Annotated in this window: 12 protein-coding genes; 3 read left to right on the top strand and 9 right to left on the bottom strand. The window is 62.4% G+C overall.

Annotated features, from left to right (window positions below):
- Positions 1-3: 3 nt before the first annotated feature.
- On the top strand, positions 4-489 hold the full coding sequence (locus BLV18_RS02525) for a fimbrial protein (RefSeq protein WP_177327933.1): 486 nt from the start codon (positions 4-6) through the stop codon (positions 487-489).
- Positions 486-983, top strand: a complete 498-nt coding sequence (locus BLV18_RS02520) for a fimbrial protein (RefSeq protein WP_049858611.1) — start codon at positions 486-488, stop codon at positions 981-983. The genes BLV18_RS02525 and BLV18_RS02520 overlap by 4 nt, the downstream gene beginning before the upstream one ends.
- A 4-nt stretch (positions 984-987) precedes the next feature.
- Here the strand turns inward: BLV18_RS02520 and BLV18_RS02515 are convergent, their stop codons facing one another.
- The 6 genes from BLV18_RS02515 to BLV18_RS02490 form a co-directional block, all read right to left on the bottom strand.
- Positions 988-1,635, bottom strand: coding sequence for a response regulator (locus BLV18_RS02515; RefSeq protein ID WP_090356094.1), 648 nt, complete (start codon positions 1,633-1,635; stop codon positions 988-990).
- A 28-nt stretch (positions 1,636-1,663) separates the two neighbouring features.
- A complete protein-coding gene (locus tag BLV18_RS02510) occupies positions 1,664-4,549 on the bottom strand; it encodes an ATP-binding protein (protein WP_090361966.1) in 2,886 nt (961 codons plus the stop codon).
- A 117-nt stretch (positions 4,550-4,666) separates the two neighbouring features.
- Positions 4,667-5,863: a response regulator cyclic di-GMP phosphodiesterase PvrR gene (gene pvrR, locus BLV18_RS02505; protein ID WP_090356091.1), complete on the bottom strand. Its 1,197-nt coding sequence runs from the start codon at positions 5,861-5,863 to the stop codon at positions 4,667-4,669.
- Positions 5,860-8,697 (bottom strand): ATP-binding protein, encoded by a 2,838-nt coding sequence (locus tag BLV18_RS02500; protein ID WP_139210999.1) that lies wholly within the window; start codon positions 8,695-8,697, stop codon positions 5,860-5,862. The genes pvrR and BLV18_RS02500 overlap by 4 nt, the downstream gene beginning before the upstream one ends.
- Positions 8,698-8,761: 64 nt before the next feature.
- A complete protein-coding gene (gene mmsB, locus BLV18_RS02495) occupies positions 8,762-9,643 on the bottom strand; it encodes a 3-hydroxyisobutyrate dehydrogenase (RefSeq protein WP_090356087.1) in 882 nt (293 codons plus the stop codon).
- A 10-nt stretch (positions 9,644-9,653) separates the two neighbouring features.
- On the bottom strand, positions 9,654-11,180 hold the full coding sequence (locus BLV18_RS02490; RefSeq protein WP_090356085.1) for a CoA-acylating methylmalonate-semialdehyde dehydrogenase: 1,527 nt from the start codon (positions 11,178-11,180) through the stop codon (positions 9,654-9,656).
- A 100-nt stretch (positions 11,181-11,280) separates the two neighbouring features.
- On the opposite strand from BLV18_RS02490, the gene BLV18_RS02485 reads away from it, so the two are divergent.
- Positions 11,281-12,207, top strand: a complete 927-nt coding sequence (locus BLV18_RS02485) for a LysR family transcriptional regulator (RefSeq protein WP_090356083.1) — start codon at positions 11,281-11,283, stop codon at positions 12,205-12,207.
- Between the two features lie 28 nt (positions 12,208-12,235).
- Here the strand turns inward: BLV18_RS02485 and recD are convergent, their stop codons facing one another.
- The 3 genes from recD to recC are packed head-to-tail and all read right to left on the bottom strand — an operon-like array spanning position 12,236 to position 21,491.
- A complete protein-coding gene (recD, locus tag BLV18_RS02480; RefSeq protein ID WP_090356081.1) occupies positions 12,236-14,323 on the bottom strand; it encodes an exodeoxyribonuclease V subunit alpha in 2,088 nt (695 codons plus the stop codon).
- Entirely contained in the window at positions 14,320-18,015 is a 3,696-nt protein-coding gene (gene recB, locus BLV18_RS02475; protein WP_090356078.1) for an exodeoxyribonuclease V subunit beta, read from the bottom strand. Before recB ends, recD begins: the two co-directional genes overlap by 4 nt.
- Positions 18,012-21,491 carry an exodeoxyribonuclease V subunit gamma gene (gene recC, locus BLV18_RS02470; protein ID WP_090356076.1) on the bottom strand — a complete coding sequence of 1,160 codons (3,480 nt, stop codon included), beginning with the start codon at positions 21,489-21,491 and terminating at the stop codon, positions 18,012-18,014. The genes recB and recC overlap by 4 nt, the downstream gene beginning before the upstream one ends.
- Positions 21,492-21,539 lie beyond the last annotated feature (48 nt).

Below are 21,539 nucleotides of genomic sequence, written 5' to 3'. Positions count from 1 at the left end.
GCCATGAAACGTTCTGCCCTGCTGACCCTTCTTTTGGCGTCGATGATCGACACCGCCGCACTGGCGGCCAGCGATACAGTCAACATCAGCGTTCGGGGAACACTGACCCGCCCGCCTTGCGTGCTGGCCAGCAGTTCGACCCTGACGGTCGACTTCGGTGACGTGCGTACCGACCAGGTCGCCAGCGCCGCACCGATAGCGGTGCCGGTAACACTGACCTGCCCGGCGGGCTCGTCGCTGAACGTTGGCCTGAGTTCGAGCAACAACACCTTCACCGACACCGTGGCACGGACGACGGCCGCCAACCTGGGTGTCTCGCTGTTGTGGACCAGCAACAACACGGCGGCCAACCTACTAAACGTCAAGCGCACCCTGACCGGTCAAAGCGGCAGTGTGGACCTGAGCCTGAGTGCACGACTGGTGCAGCGTGGCGAGCTCACGCCCGGCAGTTTTACCTCCACCTTCGTGATGAACATCGAGTACCTATGACCATTCGTCATCTTGCCCTGCTCGCCTGGCTTTGCTCATCCGGTGCGCTGGCCGCAGGCGATAGCGCCCGTATCGAAGTGACCGGCCAACTGATCTCCCCGCCCTGCAGCGCCCGCTTCGCTGGTGTTCAGCAGGTGGATCTGGGAGTGGTATCGCTCAATCAACTGCACGACGCCAAGGTCGGCAGCGTCGATGTGCCCTTGGTCTTCGATTGCCGTGACGCCAGCCGCGTCGACCTCAAGCTGTCGGCAGCCAGCACCAGCGATCGCCGCACCCTGGCCACCAGCCTGGCACAGCTGGGCTTGCGCCTGAGCCTGCTGCGGCCGCAGGTGGCGGGGACGGAGATCGATTTCGGTCTGGGCCAGAGCAATGCCTTCACCGTGTCCGGGAAGACCTTGGAGCTGGTATTGCGAGTCACCCCGGTCATGCTGGAAGCACTACCCGAGGCGGGCAGCTACAGCGCCTTGCTGATGCTCGAAATGACCTACCTGTAGCCGCCTACTCGAACTGCTCGGCCCGTATGCAGTACGTCAACAGCGCTTGATCGCTGTCCACTTCCAGCTTGCGCATGGCGGCCACCTTCTGCGCACTGACGGTCTTGATGCTGCGGCTCAGGTGGCGAGCGATATCGCTGACGCTCAACCCCGTCACGAACAGGCGCAGCACTTCCAACTCCTTGGGTGACAGACTGGCGAACCGCTCATCGACCTGCTGAGTACTGCCGACCACCGAACTGGCGGGGGCCTGTGGGCTGCGGTAGCTGCGTCGATCGCTCAGGGCGCTCAAGGCCTTCTGAATCTCTTCGTGAAGGTGATTTTTCTGGATCACGCCCGCCACCCCGAGCTCGTCCAGACGCGACAGGATCAGGCTATTGGAAACCATGGTGAGCACCAGCACCTGAGTGTCGGGGAAGTGGCGCAGCACGTACTGGATCAGTTTCAATCCGTCGCCATACACGGCATCGCCGGGCATGTTGTAGTCGGTGATGAGCACGTCCGGCCGATGGGTCTGTAGTTGCTCCACCAACTGGCTGGGGCTGACGGCCTCAGCCACCACGGCAAAGCGTTGATCGCGCATGACCATCTCACGCACCCCCACCAGGACGATGGGGTGGTCGTCGGCAATGACGACTTTCAGTTGTTGCATAAGCTACCTTCCGTGCGTTGTCCAATGATCATGCGCGCGGCTCCTCTCGCAGAGCCATCGCCACTACGCGCAAGCGTTCCAGCAACACCTTGATACCGGCACTGGCGCGCGCGTCCAGAGGGCCTTGCTCCAAAGCCGCCTCCCATTGACCACAAGCCATGGATAGCGCCGTGGCCCGTACCGTGGCAAGACCGCCGTTGAGGCTGTGCAGACGCTGTTGCACGAGGGTGCCGTCACCCGAACGCAGACCCTGTTCGATCTGCTCGATATCCTCATGCAGCGTACGTTCCATCAGTTGGCGCATCGCCGGCGACAGGGCGATCCAACCCTCGAGATCCACCGCCAGCCCGCCGCCCTGCGCTTCGCTGCAGTGGGCCAGCACCGTCGCGCGCAGCATCGACAGACTCAACGGTTTGACGACCCAGGCATTCATGCCCACTTGCAGGCAACGCTCACCTTCTTCGCGCATGGCGTTGGCGGTGACCCCGATGATCGGCACCGTAGCGCCGATGCGACGCAGCTCGCGAGTCAGCTCGTAACCATTCATGCGTGGCATGTTGACGTCGGTAATGACCAGGTCGAACGCTTGCGCGGCCCACGCCTGCAAGGCCCGCTCGCCATTTTCCGTCACCGTCGCCTGGGCCCCAAGCGCCTGCAGTTGCTCTTGCAATATGGCCTGATTGATCGGGTTGTCTTCGGCGACCAGAATCTGCAATGGCTTACCCGGCAAGCGGCTACCCTGCTGGGGCTGCGAGACCGCCGGCGGCGCTTGCAGGGCGACAATGGGCAGTTCCAGCAACAGCGAAAAACTGCTGCCCAGGCCAGGCTCGCTGACCACGCGCATGCTGCCGCCCATCAACTCGCTCAAGCGGGCACAGATCGACAGCCCAAGCCCGGCACCCGTGCTCTGGTCACGCTCGGACACTTGGTAAAAGGGTTTGAACAGCTGCTCCAGAGCCTTTTCCGGGATACCCGCGCCGGTATCGGACACCTGCCACTGCAACGCCACGCGCGCCTCGCTCATTTCGACCACGGCCAGACGCACCAGTACCCGGCCCGATTCGGTGAACTTGATGGCATTGCTCAACAGGTTGTTGAGGATCTGCCGAATACGCCCCGGATCACCACGCAGGCGCGCAGGCACCTGTGGCTCGATCTCGGTTTGAATCGGCAGGCCCTTGTGCTGAGCGGCCGCCGTGAAACCGCGGACCGCCTCCTGCACCAGATCCTGCGGACAGAAGGTAATCGCCTCGAGCGCGATCTGACCGGACTCGATCTTGGACACATCCAACACATCGCTGATCAGCTGAAACAGCACCGCCGACGAGCCTTGAATCACTTCCAGATACTGACGCTGACGATGGTTGAGATCGGTCAGGCCAAGCAGTTCCAGATTGCCCAGCACGCCATACAGCGGTGTGCGAATCTCGTGGCTCATGGTGGCCAGGAACAACGTCTTCGCCTCACTGGCCTGGTCGGCGGTGCGGCGGGCCTCCTCCATGGTCTGCGCCGTATCGACATGTTGGGTGATGTCGTTGAAACCGCACAGCAGCACATCCTCGCCCTGATAGCGGGTCGCCACGAAGCACGCCTGCAGGTGTCGTCCGGCCACCTCCAGCCAGACCTCATCGGGGGTGGCAGGGACGTCACCGAGGTTCAGCGACTTGATCAGCTCGGCGGTGCCCTGCCATTCGCGTGCACGCTGGTTCTCGAGCAACACTTCGTGGTCTTCGCGGCGCACGACACTCAAGCCGACAGGGGCGTTGTCCATCATCACCCGGTTGAACGCCTCACCCTCGAACAGACGCTGTTGAGCACGCTGCGCCGGCTGCACGATCTGCAGGCGGTACCAGCGGTTGATCCACCACCCCACCAGCAAGGCCAGCAATACCGTCAAGCCAAGGCCCACCAGCGGCCACTTGGCGTAACGCAGAAAATCCTGGTAGCTGATGGCGTACAGCGCAGTCCAGCGCGCGCCGTTTTCAGTGCTCATCTTGAACCGCAAGCCCTTGCCGCTGAAACTCAAGCCCATCGGCGCCTGACTGTCATCGTCCAGGCTGCCGAGCAATACCTCGCCCTGGGGCGAGATCAGGGTGAACTGGTTGTACACGGGGCGTCGCAGTAGTCGTTCGATCTCGTTGATCTGCCCCATGTCCAGCAGCGCCACTACGGTGGTCAGGCCCTGTTCCTGCCGTGAGGGCATGATGCTGGCAGGCAGGTCGACACCGATGCTCGCGACCAACGTCTTGGCAGTGCTGTACAGGCCCGATGGCGCCCGTAGCCAGCGCACCCCCGTGCCGCTGAGCAACGGCCGCTGTGGCTGCAATTGCTCACGCAGACGCCCGGCTATCTCCAGATACTGGGCCTGGCGCAAAGGCAGACGCTGCCGCGTGCCATCAATGCCTGGCACGGCAATGTCGAACTGAGCGTTGGGGGCGAACACGAACATCTGCGGCGAAGCGTAATAGGAGCCAGCCCAATAAGTGCTGTAGTAATCGGTCAGCTGAGTGCCCAAGGAGAGCGCGCCGCGGGTCTCCATGCTGGTCAGCCGACTGTCATAGGCCAAGGTGAAAGGCAATGACAGTGGCAATGCGCGCCCCTGAAACAGCTCGCGGTGGCCATCGCTGCCCAGCGCCGTCGTGCTGGCCGGTTGGACGTCGGCCAGCAGGCTGTGGTTGGTGCGATCGTAGGCGCTGGCCACGTTGCGCAGGAACGTCTCATGCTCGTGGATGTTCTCGATCACCCGCGCGAAATGAAACTCCACCTTGTCCTGTTCCGCCTCGACCAGGCGGCTGACGGCCCAATAGCTGGTGCTGGTGAGCAGCAGCGTCAGCCCCGCCAACAGCAGCAGGCCCTTGTTCAGGCGCTGCGAACTGAGCGCCAGCGCCCCGAGACGCAAGCTTGCATGCTTCATGATCAATACCGTTGAAGCCTTGATGAAAGGCGTAGTGCCTGGCAGTGGCCGTGGCCGTTGACGCCTGAATGCAGGCGACCCTTCCCTTGGGCTTCGTAGACATCGGACCCCGTCCGATCAGCTTAGTGCTGGCGCAGGGCCATCTTCTACCAGCAAAGTGCTGAAACGATCAACCGCAACAGCGGGCGAGATGAGAAACCCCTGTACCTGCTCACAGCCGATACGCCGCAGCAGCATGAGCTCGGCATGGGTTTCCACGCCTTCTGCCACCACGGCCAGACCAAATTTGCGGCACAGCTCGACAATGCTCTGCAGTGCCGTGGCCAAGTGCTCGTTGTCGGCACATCCGTGCACCAGCGAGCGGTCGAGCTTGAGCTCGCTGAAAGGCGTGGACACCAGATTGAAGTACGAGCTGAAGCCCTGACCGAAATCATCCTGCGCCAGGCCAAAGCCCTTCATGCGCAACCGGCACGCGCCCGCGTAGTAATCGCTGAGCTGATGGGCGGTGGAGGTTTCCATCAGTTCGAAGATCACCTGCTGTGGATCGGCACCCTGCTCCACGACCTGCGCATGCAATCGGTCAGCCAGATCATGCTGATCCAGCAGATGGGTCGGCAGATTGATCGACACGGGAATGCTGTAGCCCTTGCGCCGCCAGTGCTGCTGCGCAGCCAATGTATGCCGCAGAGTCAGCCACAGCAGTGTTTCTTCCAACCCCGCCCGCTGCACCGACCCGAGAAAGGCCCCGGGCATCAACAACCCTGCACCAGGATGCAGCCAGCGCGCCAATGCCTCGGCGCCGACGATGCGGCCATCGCACAGGCTTTTCTTGGGCTGGAACCACGCCTGTATCTGACCGTTGTGCAGCGCTGCCGCCACGGCGTCCACATCATCAAGGATCGGCTGGCCGCTCGCGCCGCGCGGTGCGCCGCCGATCTGATCCAGACAGTCGCGCAGGCGTTGCACGGCCGTCGCCTGCACAGGCTTGGAGATCAGACCGGCGACGGTCAGCCCCAGGTTGCGCGCGGCCAGACCAGCCCCCTCCAACATGCGGCGCGACGCCACGCTCATCAGCGCCAGTACCGGAGGCTTGTCCAGGGTCGCCAGTTGCTGGATCAGCTGTACCCCATCCATGCCGGGCATGAGCAGGTCACTGAGGAGCAAATCGTAATGGCCGCCAGCCAGCGATTGCAGCGCCGTCTGCCCGTCCCAGACGGTGTCGACGTTGAAGCCACCCGCTTCATTGAACACATGCACCAGATACTCATGTTGAAAGGGGTGGTCTTCAACGATGAGCACGCGATAGGGACTCACGCCACCCTCCGCGGGTAGTGCTGCAGACACTGGTGCAGGGCCCGCAACGTCACCGGTTTGATCAGGCACTGGTTCATTCCCGCGGCCAGGCACTTGTCGCCTTCTTCGCGCATGGCATTGGCCGTGGCACCGATAATGGGCAGCGTGCAGTCACGCTGGCGCAACTGCGCGGCAAGCTCATAGCCGTTCATGCGCGGCATGTTGACATCGGTCAGCACCAGGTCGAACTCGGCGGCGTGCCACAGCGACAACGCCTCGACACCGTCACCGGCCAGTACCACGTTGCAGCCCAGCTCCTCGAGCTGATCACGCAGAATCAATTGATTGATCACATTGTCCTCGACCACCAGCACGCGAAGATTCAGCTCCATCTCAGCTGGGGCTTCGGTCACGCCGGTGCAGTGCTTGCGCGCTTGTCCCTGGGCACGGGACACCGCTTCCCTGATCTCTTCCAGGTTGTTTAGGTTGGCCTGCCAGATGCCTGAAAGCGCTGCATCGAACATCAGCTCCATGGGGCTGGCGATGACCCTAGGACCGAGCCAGCGCGGCACGAGACTGGACTCTTCGGCAACCGTCTCCAGCTCGACCAGTACGGCATCGACAGGCACCTCCCCTGCTGCCGGCACCCCGACCTGGGCAATCGCGCCCCAGCGTCGCAGCCAGCCGCAGACGCTGTCGGACAGGTCGTGCATGCGCGACACCACATAGACCCTATGGGCCATGAGCGGCTCGGCATTGACCAGGCCCGGCTGCTCGCGCACCTGCTCCAGCGGCACATCGAAGGCGAAGCTACTGCCCAGACCCGGTTCGCTGACCACTCGCAGATTGCCGTTCATGAGATGAATCAGACGCTTGCAGATCGACAGGCCCAAACCAGTTCCGGCTACCACATTGGCATTGCCACTGGCCTGGAAAAACGGCTCGAACAAATGCTGCTGATCTTCGCGGCTGATGCCCTTGCCGGTATCGACGATCTGCCAGTGCAACACCGGGCGCTCCTCGTCTCGCGTATCCACGCGCACCCGCAACACGATGCGACCGCTGTCAGTGAACTTGAGCGCATTGCTGAGCAGGTTGTTGAGCACCTGGCGTAATCGGGTCACATCCCCACGCAACTGCTGGGGCATCTGCGGATCGATGCAGCTGAACAGCCGCAGGCCTTTGCCTTGGGCGGCACCGGCATACCCCTGCATGACTTCCCGAACCAGCGCCAGGGGCGAGAAAGTCGTCAGCTCCAGCGACAATTGCCCTGCCTCGATCTTGGCCACATCCAGCACATCGCAGATCAACTGCAGCAGGTTGGCCGACGAGCCCTCGATGGCTTTCAGGTAGTTGCGCTGCTGCCCATTGAGTTCGGTTCGCGTCAGCAGCTCCAGGGTGCCCAGTACGCCGTAGAGCGGCGTACGGATTTCATGGCTCATGGTGGCCAGGAACAGCGTCTTGGCCTCATTGGCCGCGTCCGCCGAGCGGCGCGCCTGCTGCAATGCTCGCTCGACCTGTTTGCGGGCACTGATATCGCTGAACGCGCAGATCAGAACCTCTTCGCGCTGGTAACGCGTCGGCGCGAAGGCGAGGTAAAGATGGCGTCCATCGGCCAATTCGATTTCGTCGCTGCCATTGCGGTCCAGTTGATCGAAGGCCCGATGAATCCAGCCATGACACAGCTGCTCACGCTCCTGGCCATGGCCCAGCCACTGTTCCGCCAAGGGGTTCTGCAGCACGACCTTGCCATCGCTACGACGCAGCACGCACAGCGCCACAGGCGCGATGCGAATGACGGTGCTGCTGAACGCTTCACTCTCCACCAACGCTTCAATACGGTGACCTGCCGGGATGATCAGCCGCCGATCGATGCGCCGAACCAGCCAGCACATCAGTATCGTCGCAATCAGGCACGACAACAGACAGGTCAACACACGTGCGGCCAACGCCGGAAGCAGCGCACTCAGCTTCAGGGTGTAGACGATCTGCCATTGCGAATAGCCCAGCTGTTTCTTGATCGCCAGATGCTGCGGAAGCCAGCCTCCGCCCACCAGGCCAAAAGCGTTGCTGCTCCTGAGCAGGTCGAGCGCCTGGTACGCCGATTGACCGACAGCACTGGTGAAGATCACTTCACCCCTGGCATCGAGCAGCAGAAAATCTCCAGCGCTGTCGTGGCGCAGCGCTTCCATCAGGTCTGGCACCTCCACTTCCAGGCCCAGCCACCCTGAAGCCGGACTGCGCTCGTCCAGCCGAGTGAAAATATACAGGGGCGAAGCGGCGTCGCTCTGATCGCTGAGCCAGAGGTAGTCGTTGGTCGGTTGTCCAACCCCTTCGAAGGCTCGCAGCCTGCGAGGCACGCACATCGGTACGGGAGAAACGCTGTCGGCGATACTGAACAGACGGGTGATGGTGGACGTCTGGTCTGGCGCCAGGCCCTGGCCCGCACCGATATACAGGAGGTTGACCTTGCTCTGTCGCAGGTGAGCGAGCATGCGCTTGGTCAGCCACAAGCTCCAACTGTCGGCGCCTTGGCCCAAGGCAATATGCACCTCTTCGGTGGGTACCTCGTTGAGGTTGGGCTTGGGTTGCACCACATTGCGCACAGCTGAAAGCCCCAGGCTTCTGAGCAATGTCTGGCGGCTGACGAAGAAATTCTGAGCATCGGAGATGGCCGCGTTCATGTCGCTGCGGCGCAGACTGACCTCATCATTGAAGGCCGTACGCAGATAACTGCCTGCACCGGCGAACAGCCCCAACACCAAGGCTGCGGCAAACAGATGCAACAGTTTGCGCGCCGCCTTGGGCGTCGAGAAGGAAGAGTCCAACGGTTGCAGGAAGTGTTTGAGTTTCATGGGGCGCACACTACGCACCCCACTGCACCCGGCCCATCAGACGATTCTTAAACGCTCATGGCGGTCAGCGCTGGTACGCCTTGACGATCGCCGAGAAGTCCAGCCCGCCCTCCCCGCGCAGACTCATCGCCTGATACAACTGCTGCGCCACCGCCCCCAGAATCACCGGCTGGCGGGCCTGCTTGGCCGCCTCGGTCGCCAGGCCCAGATCCTTGAGCATCAGCTCGGCTCCAAAGCCCCCGCTATACCCACGAGCAGCCGGCGCTGTCTCGCTGACGCCCGGCCATGGATTGTAGGTATCCGAACTCCAGCATCGGCCCGTAGAGCTGTTGATGATCCCGGCCAGCACCTGGGTATCGATGCCCAGCGCATTGCCCAGGGCCATGGCCTCGGAGACGCCGACCATGGAAATCCCCAACAGCAGGTTGTTGCAGATCTTGGCGATCTGCCCCGTGCCCACCTCACCACAGTGAACGATGTTGCGCCCCATCTGCGCCAGCACTGGCTGCAACTGGCCAAACAGTTCGGTCGATGCGCCGACCATGAACGTCAGGGTGCCCGCCTGGGCGCCGCCAGTGCCACCCGATACCGGCGCATCGGCCAGGTCGACACCCTGCTTGGCCGCTGCGGCGGCAATGTCGCGCGCGGTCTGCGGATCGATGGTGCTGCAATCCACCGCCGGCGTACCGGAACGAATACCCGCCAGCACGCCCTCCTCGCCCAGGTAGACGCTGCGCACATGGGCGGCTGCCGGCAACATGGTGATCACCAGCTCGCCCTGCGCGGCGGCATCCTTCGGCGATGCGCTGATATGGCCACCCAACTGCGCCAGTTCGGCAAGCACAGCCTGGTTGAGATCGAACAGGTGCAACGTATGGCCGGCCTTGAGCAGGTTGCGCGCCATGGGCGCGCCCATGTTGCCCAGGCCAATGAAAGCGATGTTCATGGCGGTGCTCCTACTTCAGGTTGATGGTGGTGTTGACGCCATCGTTCACGCTGTCGTCATCGAACCAGCGCGCCGTGACTGTCTTGGTCTGGGTATAGAACTGCACCACCTGCTTGCCGTAGGGCCCCAGATCGCCGAGCTTGGAACCGCGCGACCCGGTGAAGCTGAACGAAGGCACCGGCACGGGAATCGGGATATTGATCCCCACCTGGCCCACATCGATCTCGCTCTGGAACTTGCGCGCCGCCGCACCGCTCTGGGTGAACAGCCCCACACCGTTGCCGAACGGATTGGCGTTGACCAGGGCGATGGCATCGTCGAGGGTGTCGACTTCCAGCGTGATCAGCACCGGCCCGAAAATCTCCTGGGTGTAGATCTGCATATCCGTGGTGACACCGCTGAACAAGGTCGGCCCCACGAAGTTGCCCTGCTCGTAACCTGGCACCTGCACGCCGCGGCCATCGAGCTCCAGCTTGGCGCCTTCCTGCACACCGCTGTCGATCAAACCCGTGACACGCTCCAGCGCACGCCGGGAAATCACCGGACCTACGTCAGTGCCCGGCTCGCTGCCTGCGTTGACCTTGAGTTTCTGCGCCAGCGCCTTCAGGTCCGGAATCCACTCGCGGGACTTGCCCACCAGCACCGCCACCGAAGTCGCCATGCAGCGCTGCCCGGCTGCACCGAACGCAGCGCCGACGAGCGCATTGAGGGTCTGCTCGCGGTTGGCGTCCGGCAATACCACGGCATGGTTCTTGGCCCCCATCATCGACTGCACACGCTTGCCATGGCGGCCAGCCAGGTCATACACATGAGTGCCGACCGCAGTCGAGCCGACGAACGACACCGCTTTGATATCGGCATGGGTGCACAGCGCATCCACCACTTCCTTGCCGCCATGCACCACGTTCAGCACGCCAGGCGGCACACCCGCCTCCAGCGCCAGCTCTACCAACTGGACCGTGGACAGGGGATCCTGCTCGGACGGCTTGAGCACGAAGGTGTTGCCGCAGACGATGGCCATCGGAAACATCCACAGCGGAATCATCGCCGGGAAGTTGAACGGGGTGATCCCGGTACAGACGCCGATGGGCTGACGCAAGGTGTAGGTATCGACGCCCCCGGCCACGTTCTCGGCGAACTCACCCATCTGCAGGCTGCCGATGGAACAGGCGTGCTCGACCACTTCCAGGCCGCGGAAAATATCGCCTTCGGCGTCGGCAATGGTCTTGCCCTGCTCGGCACTCAAGGTCTGGGCGATCCGCTTGGAGTGTTCGCGAATCAGGGCCTGCAGCTTGAGCATGATGCGCATCCGCGCACCCAGCGGCGTCAGACGCCAGGTCTTGAACGCACGCTGCGCGGCAGCAACCGCGGCATTGACTTCATCGGTCGTGGCGAAGGGCACACGCGCCAGCACTTGCTGGGTGGCCGGGTTGACGATGTCGCGCCATTCCTGAGTGGTCGATGCGACCCATTGGCCATCGATCAGCAGTTTCACATCGTCGAGCTTGCTGGCATTCGGTTGAACGGACACGTTCATGGATGACCTCCGCGTATTTATTGTTGTGGCGAGACGGTTCTGCGGTGGAGTATAGAGGCTGCAAACATCTAACAAGAACTCACAATAAAGCCGGTCCAACATGCAAAAAGACCTTAGCAGCCTGAACTGGGACGACCTCAAGTTCTTTCTCGAGGTGGCCCGCACCCGCAAGGCTAGCATCGCAGCCAAACGCCTGGGGGTGGACTACACCACCGTGTCGCGACGCATCGGCTCGCTGGAGAACGCGCTGGGTACCCTGCTGTTCGAAAAATCACGGACCACCGGCTTCGTCCTCACCGCCGAAGGGCAGCGCCTGCTCGCGTCGGCCGAATCCATGGAAAGCACCCTGCACATGGCCTGCGAACAGGTTTCAGGCTCCGGCGTGGCACTGTCAGGACACATTCGCATGGGTTGCACCGAAGGCTTCGGCAGCTTCTTCATCACCCCGCAACTGAGTCACTTCGTCGACACCTACCCGGCAATCTCGGTCGACATCCTGCCGCTGCCACACTTCATCAGCCTCTCCAAGCGCGAAGCCGATATCGTCATCGCGCTTGAACGCCCCGAACACGGTCCCTACGTCTGCTGCAAGCTCTGCGATTACCGATTGAAACTGTATGCCACACGCGCCTACCTGGATCGCCACCCGCCCATCGACAGCAGCGCCCAACTCAGCGGCCACCGCTTCATCAGCTACGTCGACGACCTGGCATTCAGCTCCGAGCTGCTCTACCTGAGCAAACTGCTGCCCAACGTCAACGCCGGACTGCGCAGCACCAGCGTGATCGCCCAGTACACTGCGGCGCTCCAGGGCCACGGGCTGGTCATCCTGCCCTGCTTCCTGGCTGCCCAGGACGAACGCCTGGTGGAGGTCCTGCCCGAGGAAATCGATATCACCCGGCAGTTCTGGATGTACTGCCGCGAGGACTTGCGCAAGCTGAAACGGATTACGCTGTTGTGGGATTACATCCGCAACGTCACCGAACGCAACGCACCGCTATTGATGGGCACCCCCGCCCCCCTGTAGCAACGGAGCCAGCCGCGTCCCGCTCCACTCAGACGTTAGACTGCCACCCAAGCATCAACCCACTGAGCCTCTTCACCCTGCGCCGCACCGCTTCCTCGAACACACCCTTGCGGCTTTCGACCAGGGTGAACCAGTGTTTGGCACGCGTGATTCCGGTGTAGATCAACTCCTTGGTCAACACCGGATTCAACGCGTCCGGCAGGATCAGTGCCGTGTGCGCGAATTCGGAACCCTGGGATTTGTGCACCGTCATCGCGTACACCGTCTCCACGTCATTCAACCGACTGGGCAGCACGAAACGAATGCCGCCCTGCCCGTCGTTGCGCGGGAAGGCCACGCGCAAGACCCTTCGCTCGCGCCCGCCACCCTCGGGCAGCATAAGGGCGATGCCGATATCACCGTTCATCAAACCCAGGCCATAGTCGTTGCGGGTCATCAATACCGGACGGCCTTCGTACCAGGGTTGGCTTCCGTCGATCAGGCGCGCCTGCGTCAAGGCTTGGGTCGCGCGTGCGTTCAGGCTTTCGACCCCCCAAGGCCCTTTTCGTACCGCGCACAGCAGCTGAAACTCGTCGAAAGCATTCAGCAACCCACGGGCCCAGGTTGCCCAGGCTTCATCTTCAAGTGGCGTTTCAGCCGGCGGTCGAGCCATATCCATCTGCTCGAGATAGCGGCGGTAGCCTTGCGGTCCATCGCTGTTGCGACCATGCCCGTCCAGCAGCAGACGCAACAGCGCCGCATCGTGTTCACCCTTGAGTGGCAGCCAATGCACATCCTGGTACCGGCCTTCCTGGAGCAAGGCACGCGCACCTTCGGCGTCCTGCAGGTTGACGCGGGCGGCCAACTGGCCGATGCCACTGTCCTCGCCGAACCGACGCGAGTGCCGCAACATGACCACCTGTTGTGCCAAGGCGTGATCACGCTCGTTCCCTTCGAGCAAACCACTGTGCGCCAGATCCTCGCCGCTCACCTGCTCCAGCCAGGCTCGCGTCGCCGGGCTGTAGTAGCCGGCCTCGGCCTGGCTGCATAGATCACCCAGCACGGCCCCCGCCTCGACCGACGCCAACTGATCCTTGTCGCCCAGCAGCACCAGCCGCGCATGAGGCGGCAGCGCGTCGAGCAGGTTGGCCATCATCTCGAGGTCGATCATCGAGGCCTCGTCGACCACCAACACGTCCAAGGGCAAAGGGTTGGCCGCATCGTGACGAAAATGCCGCGTACCTGGACGGCTTCCCAGCAGCCGGTGAACGGTGGTTACCTCGGTGGGAATGCGCGCCTTGATCGCCGCGTCCACTTCCAGGCTCTGGACCTGCAGGCTGATCGATTCCGTCAGCCGAGCCGCCGCCTTGCCGGTCGGTGCCGCCAGACGAATGCGCAGCGGTTTGTCCTGGGCAACGGCAGGCCCCTGCAACAGCGCCAGCAGGCGTACCACCGTGGTGGTCTTGCCGGTCCCCGGGCCGCCGGTGACGATACTGAAGGCGCCGCGGGCCGCCAGCGCGCAGGCCAGTTTCTGCCAATCGATCCGCGCCCCATCGGCGGTGCCGAACAATTGCGTCAAACGCTGGGCAAGATCCTCCGGTATCGGCTCATGCGCCTCCAGACGCTGGCGCAACGCATCACCGATGCGCCGCTCGTAAGCCCAGTACCGACGCAGGTACAGACGTTGACTCGAAAGCACCAAGGGCGAGCTGCCAGAAGTGTCGTCCCCGTTGCTCACCAATGGGCTATTCGCCAGACTGCTCAACCAGGCGTCGGGACTCAGGCCCTCCAGCAACTGCGATGGCAGCAGGGCCACGCCTCCCTGCAGATCGCCTTCGGGCGGTAGCGACAAGGCAAAATCCGGCGCCTGCAGCGTTGCTGCCAAGTCCAGGCAGACGTGTCCATGCCCAAGCTGGTGACTGGCCAAGGCAGCAGCCAGCAACACCAGGGGATCTCCCTGGGGATCAAGGTCGGCCAGAAACGCCACGAAGGCCTTGTCCAGCGCGCGCAGCCAGCCGCGCTCGACCCAGCGCTCGAGCAGCGCCAACAGGTCGGCCGTATGTGTACGGGGCTGCAATCGAGCAAGGCTGTGTGCGTCCAGAGGCGTCGGCAACAGGTCGGCAAACGAGCGGGTCATGGTGTACTTTCCTCGAACAGGTCGGCCTGGACATCGCGGCGTCCGCCTTTGAACAACGCATCGAGCTCCTCGATGAGCTCACGTGGCGGACGCGTGAAGTACACCCCTTGACTGGGCGCCCCCAGGCCGCGCAGAAACACGAATACCGCACCTCCGACATGCTGGTCGTAGTCGTACCCTGGCAGCCGGGCTTTCAACTGTCGGTGCAAGGCGAGCAGGTACAGCACGTATTGCAGGTCGTAGCGGTTGGCCAGAATGGATTCGGTCATCGCCTCCTGGGTATAGGCATCATCATCCGGGCCCAGCCAGTTGGATTTGTAGTCGGCAACGTAATACTGGCCCTGATGCTCGAAGCACAGGTCGATGAAGCCCTTGAACATGCCATTGAGCATCGCCCCTTCGGCTGGCAGCCGAAGCACGCCAGGGTGAGTGTACTGGCGCACCAGAGCATCGAGCCGGGTCACGTCGACCTTGTGGCTGGCGAACCAGAACTCCATTTCGATCTGGTATTGATCGAGCTCGGCCATGCGTACCGGCGCGCGCTCGGATCCGAGGCGCAATGGCTCGTCGATGAAACGTCGCAGCCATTCGTCGAGGGTCGGGATCCAGCCGGTCCAGCCGCGCCGACTGCAACGGCGGGCGACGTTGTCGGCCAAACGTTCGGGAGCCTCCGCAACACTGGCGAACCCTTCGCGCCCCGCCCACTCCAGCAAACCGTGTAGAAAAGTCCCCGGACCCGGCCCGCGGGGGAAACGATGAATATCGCCACTGGTGGCCGGCACTTCGCGCGGTACCTGGACGTCCAGGCGCTCATCGTCCATGAGCTTCTGCTCAAGCGCGCTGTCGGGCGCCTGATCGTCATCCGCGCTCAAGGCGTCGCTGATGCGCAACGCACTGTAAGAGGCTATCCACCAGTTTTCCCGAGCACTGCGCTTGGGTTGGCGCACCTTGAGCAGCGCGGCATCGCTGCGCAACGGTACGTAGCGGGTCTCGTCCGCTTCCGGTACCGGCAGGCTCACGATGTCCGGGCATCCCGCACTCACAGCCTGCAACCAGCTCGCAAGCTGGCTCGCATCGACCAGAGGCTGCCCGCCGCCCAGCAGGTAACCAATAGCCGAGCGATGAAACACCGACTCCTTGGTCGTGCCGCGCTTGAGGTCCGCGATGCCGAGCCAACAGCTGTGTTGAGCCCGGGTCAAGGCCACGTAAAGCAGACGCAGATCCTCGGCCAGACGCTCGTCGTCGGCCAGCGCCACCTGTTCAGGCGTAGGGCTCAGTGTCAGTTGCGCCCGGTGTGACGCATCGTGATAGATCAACGGCAAGCGCTTACCATCGACCGGCTTGCAGCTGCAGATGAAGGGCAGGAAAACCAGCGCGTACTCCAGCCCCTTGGACTTGTGAATGGTCACCACCTTCACCAACTGCTCGTCGCTTTCCAGGCGCAGGATGTGCTCCTCGGCCGCGCTGCCGGACAGCGCCAGCTGTTCGCTCAGATGACGGATCAACGCTTGCTCACCATCCAGTTCGCTGGATGCCTGCTGCAACAGTTCGCACAGGTGCAGCAGGTTGGTCAGGATACGTTCGCCATCGTCGCGACCGATCAACGCCAACGGCAGGTCGAAGTCGTGCAGCAACCTGCGCAGCATCGGCAGCACACCCTGGCTGCGCCAGATGGTTCGATAGCTGCGGAACTGCATGACTCGCGCTTCCCATTCCAGCTCGCTGAGATTCAACTGCTCCAGTTCATGCAGCGAACGGTTCAGCGTCATGCTCGCCAAGGCAGCGCGCAATTGCCGCTCCGAATCGGGCTCGGCGCACGCCTTCAGCCAGGCCAGCAGATCGTGGGCCTCCTGTGCAGCGAACACCGAGTCCTTGTCCGACAGGTACACGCTGCGTACCCCGCGCTCGGTCAACTCGGCGCGCACGGCCTGAGCTTCCTTGCCATCGCGTACCAAAATGGCGATGTCGGCCGGCAAGATACCTCTGGCTTTGCGCCCCTCCACTTGAAAGCCACCTTGCCCGGCTTGGCCGGCGTTCAACAGGCGCACGATTTCGGCCGCGCAGGCAGCTGCCAGGGCCTTGCGATAGGCAACGCCCGAAACAGGCTGATCACTGGCCAATTGCCAGAGGGTCAGCGCCGGTACGGCCTGCTCCTCGACGATCAACGATTCCTTGCGCCCCTGGGCCTGCACATCGATGAACGGCACCGGATTGTCTTCACCCTGCCGGAACAGGAACGCACCTCGTTCCTGCACACGCTGCTCGGCCTGCATGAACACATGGTTGACCGCCCCGACCATGGCCCGGGTTGACCGGAAATTGGTACCCAATGTATGCAGCCGCCCCTCGGTCGCACGACGTGCCTGCAGGTAGGTGTGTATATCGGCACCGCGGAAAGCGTAGATCGCCTGCTTCGGATCGCCGATCAGGAATAGCCCGGTCTCCTGTTCGTTCTCCTCGATGTGATAGATACGCTCGAAAATGCGGTACTGAACCGGATCGGTGTCCTGAAACTCATCGATCAGGGCCACCGGGAACTGTTCGCGAATCAACTGGGCCAACTGCTCGCCACCGGCGCCCTGAAGCGCACGGTCGAGCCGGACCAGCATATCGTCGAAGCCCATTTCCGCGCGCCGGCGTTTCTCTTCCTCGAAGCGTTCGCCGATCCACTGGGCAGCATGCCTGAGCACCGCGCTTTCAGGTGTCGGCAGCGCCGCCAGCGCTGCGGGCAGCATGACCATCGCTTGCAATCCAGGGTGATCAGGGGCCTCTCCCTTCCAGGCTTCGGCCATGCCTTCGGGGGTCAGGCGGGTAAAGCCGGTGCCGATATCCAGCTCGTGCTGATCCGGGTCGGTCGCCCAGGCCGTGATCTTCTCGAACCAGGGTTCGAAATAGCGTGCCTGCATCTTGCGACCGTCGACCGCCTTCGCCGCCACGGCCTGCAGGCAGATTTCACGCAACTCGATGGCCCACTGCGGCCAGGGTTTCTTGAGCTCGATCAAGGCCTGCACGCGCTCGGCCAGAGCACGCTCGATCAGCTCGCCAGGTTCATCGCCCGAAGCGCCCTCGTGCGCATGGGCAAACAGCCCTCGTACTCGGGTGAGCAACGCTGCGGGCCCGCCCAGATGAGCTCTTACCCAATCCAGGGCAGCGCCTTGCATCGGGTAGTAATAGCGCCGCCAATAGTCACGCACGACTTCGCCCAGCAGGTCGCTGTGATCGGTCTCTAGGCTCTGGGTGAACAAACTGCCGCTGTCGAACGCATGCTCGCGCAGCATGCGCTGGCACCAGCTGTGGATGGTGGAAACGGCTGCCTCATCCATCCATTGCGCAGCAATATCCAGTCGGGCTGCGCTGGCCGCCCACTGGGTGGTGTCGAATTCGTCGCGCAACTGCGCGATCAATGCATCCGGTGCCGAGATCTCGTCTCGAAAAAAACGAGCCGCTTCGGCCAGCCGTATCCGAATCCGCTCGCGCAGCTCCTTGGTCGCCGCATCGGTGAAGGTCACGACCAAGATCTGCGGAGGCAGCAGTTCGCGACCGAATCCGTTGATGTCCGCACCGTGGCCCAGGATCAAACGCAGATAGAGTGCGGAAATGGTGAATGTCTTGCCGGTGCCCGCGCTGGCTTCGATCAACTGACTGCCACGCAGTGGGAAGGCCAACGCCAATGGACGTTCAAGAGACGTCATGATCGGGCCTCCTGCTCATCGACCGAGCGCCAGGGCGCTTCCAGCATGGGTTGGTAGAGCGTCTGAGCCCAACCCTCGAACTCTTCACTGTCGACCAGTGCATCGAAATCAGCGAACTGGCGCATCAACGCCACCGCCTCCCGGCGCTCGCCATTGCTGGTCACCCCATCCCCCTCATAGGCTTTTCGTGCTGCCGCCAAGGCTTTCTCCCCATCAGTCTGCGAAAGCCAGGCCACGGCTGTCTTCACCGCTACCGGCAGAGGACGGGTCATGCCCGTCTGCCAGGCCAGCAATAGATCGCTCAGCGCCGTTTGAGCCTGGTCCAGAGGCAATGGATCGAGCAACAAGGTATCGTCGCTGGCCACTACCGCCGTTGTCAGGGGCAGCCCCACGGCGCACGAGGCGAGATGCAAGACCCAGGGACGTATCAGACGATGCCATTTGCGCGAGCGCACGCCGCCGATGGCATTGGCGATCGTCGAAACACTGAGGCAGTTACCATCCTCGCGCTGGTACACGCCCGCCAGCCACCCCTCCAGTACGATGCCCTGTGCCTGGAAAGTGATCGGTAGAGCGCTGTCCAGCCGGGAAGGCCAGAGCACGAGCAACTGGCGGTAGCGCTCGAGCAGATCGGGCAATGGTTCGATCAATTCTTCCCGCAGTCGCGTACCGAATTCTGCCATGGGTAAAAGACCGCTGCCCTGCAACTTGCGAGCGTGGTTCTCCAGCACGTCGGCGATTTCACCGGCACTGGCCATGCCCGCACTGAGCAGGCTGTCACTGAGGGTGTAACGCTCCAGCGCATCGAGCACGAAGGGCTCGATATCGGACACCGGCTTCTCGGCCGACTCGAAGAAGACCTTGAGCCGCTGGCTGAAAAAGTGCCTGACCGGATTGCGCAGAAAATCCTGTAGCTGAGCCACGCTCAATGGCTCTTCCTGACGATGAGCAGGCAGCGGTACCTGCGCATCCGCTGCCGCTATGCCTGCGTGCAAGTGCTGCCACTCGCTGGCAAAACTGAAGAGCGCAGGATTTCCCTGGTGAAAGTACCGAGCACTGAAAGGCTGAAGCGGATGCTCCAGCGTGAGCGCGTGCAAGAGCTTCTGTCCGCTAGCGGAACTGTCCAGTGCCTCGTCGCCTGACAGCCGCCAGCCACTGGCCAGGTGATCGCGCAACTGCCCGATCAGCACGGACGGTGGCCGTTCGCTGTTGTCCCTGATGCTGCGCCCCACCCAGCTCATGTAGAGTTGCTCACGCGCCGAGAGCAGGGCTTCCAGCAGCAGGTAGCGGTCGTCCTCGCGACGGGAACGGTCCCCCGGGCGGTAATCGCTGCCCATCAAGTCGAAGTCCAGCGGTGGCTGCGCCCGCGGGTAGTCGCCATCGTTCATGCCCAACAGGCAGACGATCTTGAACGGAATGGCGCGCATCGGCATCAAGGTACAGAAGTTGACGGAGCCTGCCAGAAAGCGCTGGCTCAAGCGCCCCTGATCCAGCCCGGCGAGCCAGGCTTCACGCACCACCGTCAGCGGCAATTGCTCGACCAGTCCCACCGCTTCGCAGGTTTCCAGCCACTCTTCACGCAGTTCTTCAAGCTGATTGAGCAGGTATTCGTCATGCTCCGTCTCGGCAGCGAAGAACAGCTGCAGCAACTGATGCAGTCTGATACCCCACTGCGCAGGGGTGGCCGGACGATCAAGTTGCTGGCAGGCCACTTCCAGCGCATCCAAAAGCGCTGCAAGCGGCCCGATAAGCGCTGCATCCAGGCCACCGATTTCGTCGTAGGGCTCGATGTCACTGCACCCTATTCCGGTTCCCACGGCATAACCAAGCAACATTCGTCGCAGCCCAAAGCGCCAGGTGTTCTGCTCCAGTTCGATCGGCAGTCCCATCTGCGTGCGTTGGCGTGCATCGAGACCCCAGCGAATACCCGCCCCTTCGATCCAGCGACGCAGCGTCGGCAGGTCCCGCTCCAGAATCGCAAATCGACTGCGCAGGGCAGGCACGTCGAGCAGATCAAGAATCTCGCTCACGGGGAAGCGACTGTCCGGTAGCTTGAGCAGGTGCTCGACCGCTATGAGCAAAGGATCACGCCCGCGTTGACCTTGATCGGTCAGCGTGAAGGGGATGAATCTGCGGTCATCCCGGTCCAGCTGGCCAAACACCGCCCGAATATGGGGGGCGTAGCTGTCGATGTCGGGCACCATGACGATCACATCACGTGGACGCAGCGCGGCATCGGCACTGAAGCGTGCCAACAGCTGATCGTGCAGAATCTCCACCTCGCGCTGCGCACTGTGTGCAACGTGGAAGCGAATGCTCTTGTCGGTCTTGATATCGACGCTGGGCCAGATCGACTGTGTTTCGCCCAGGGGGCGCAGCTCAAGGATGTCGTCCTGCAACTGACCCAACAGGTGTCGCGGCTCGCCTTCGCTGAAAAGATCGATACGACCGTCGCCAAATGCAGCCTGATAGCTGGCGGGGTCGTCATAGCTGTCGAGCAGATTGATGTAGTCACGCCCTTGCTTGCCCCAGGCAGCGAGCAAGGGATGGGCGTGCTGATGAAGGTTGTCTGAATCCAATACGACCGGCATGCCCTGCTTGCGAGCCTGGCGCTTGTATTGATGACGCAGCAGGTCCTTGTCTGCCACGATATCGGCCCAATGGTGCCGACAGGGATTGTGCACACACAACAGCACCTGACTGAAGCGACCCAGCGCCGCCAAGGCTTCCAGGCCCTGGGCTGGTAGCGACGAAATACCGAACACGATTACACGCGATGGCAATGTCGAAGGCGCTTCATCCAGCGCGGCAGCAGCCTCCATGAAGCGTTGATGTACCCCCGCCCGGCTTTGTGCCATGCCTTCTGACCCTACATCCTCCAGCAATGCCCTCCACAACTCCGCTTGCCAACAATTGCCTGCAGGCAAGGACTTGCTTAAACCTCGCCCATTGCGCAGCTGATGCTTGCCTACCGCCCAGTCCTGAAGCCAATCCGCGCGATAGACCTGATACTGATCGAACAAGTCTGCCAGCCGTTCTGACAACTGGTAGCGCTTGCGCAGGTCGTTATCGTCGAGCAGGAAGCGCTGGAGAGGTTCGAAATGGGGCCGGTCGATCAGTTGCGGTAACAGACGCATCAAACGCCAGGTGAGCGGTGCCTTGTCGAGCAGCGAGGAAGAAGGAATCTGGTCGTGCCCCAATACGCTTCGATACAGCTGCCACATGAAACTGCCAGGCAACTGCACATCCACCGCCGCCGAGATTCCTACCCCTCCTTCCTCGTCCGTGCTTTCGTCCGCGGCGAGCGCAAGCTTGAGCCATTGAGCGATACCATTGCTCTGCACCAGGATGATTTCGTTTTCCAGTGGACGCAGCGGGTACAGGCGCATCCAGCTCACGACAAGACTGCGCAGTTCGTCCAGGCGATTGCCATGTACAACCATGAAACCGGGGGTGAGAGGCGACATGGCCGACATGTGCGAAGTCCTTGAGGTAAGCGTGAATCAAGGATCAACCATATCAGA

The sequence above is a fragment of the Pseudomonas coleopterorum genome (genome assembly GCF_900105555.1).
Lineage (GTDB): Bacteria > Pseudomonadota > Gammaproteobacteria > Pseudomonadales > Pseudomonadaceae > Aquipseudomonas > Aquipseudomonas coleopterorum.
The sequence above is the reverse complement of the archived record's forward strand: the minus strand, read 5'-3'. Positions and strand labels throughout refer to the sequence as shown.

Coding starts and splice junctions, on each gene's coding strand:
- BLV18_RS02485 (WP_090356083.1), top strand. CDS start 11,281: ATGCAAAAAGACCTTAGCAGCCTGAACTGGGACGACCTCAAGTTCTTT.
- recD (WP_090356081.1), bottom strand. CDS start 14,323: ATGACCCGCTCGTTTGCCGACCTGTTGCCGACGCCTCTGGACGCACAC.
- BLV18_RS02500 (WP_139210999.1), bottom strand. CDS start 8,697: ATGAAACTCAAACACTTCCTGCAACCGTTGGACTCTTCCTTCTCGACG.
- recC (WP_090356076.1), bottom strand. CDS start 21,491: ATGTCGGCCATGTCGCCTCTCACCCCCGGTTTCATGGTTGTACATGGC.
- recB (WP_090356078.1), bottom strand. CDS start 18,015: ATGACGTCTCTTGAACGTCCATTGGCGTTGGCCTTCCCACTGCGTGGC.
- mmsB (WP_090356087.1), bottom strand. CDS start 9,643: ATGAACATCGCTTTCATTGGCCTGGGCAACATGGGCGCGCCCATGGCG.
- BLV18_RS02510 (WP_090361966.1), bottom strand. CDS start 4,549: ATGAAGCATGCAAGCTTGCGTCTCGGGGCGCTGGCGCTCAGTTCGCAG.
- BLV18_RS02490 (WP_090356085.1), bottom strand. CDS start 11,180: ATGAACGTGTCCGTTCAACCGAATGCCAGCAAGCTCGACGATGTGAAA.
- BLV18_RS02515 (WP_090356094.1), bottom strand. CDS start 1,635: ATGCAACAACTGAAAGTCGTCATTGCCGACGACCACCCCATCGTCCTG.
- BLV18_RS02520 (WP_049858611.1), top strand. CDS start 486: ATGACCATTCGTCATCTTGCCCTGCTCGCCTGGCTTTGCTCATCCGGT.
- BLV18_RS02525 (WP_177327933.1), top strand. CDS start 4: ATGAAACGTTCTGCCCTGCTGACCCTTCTTTTGGCGTCGATGATCGAC.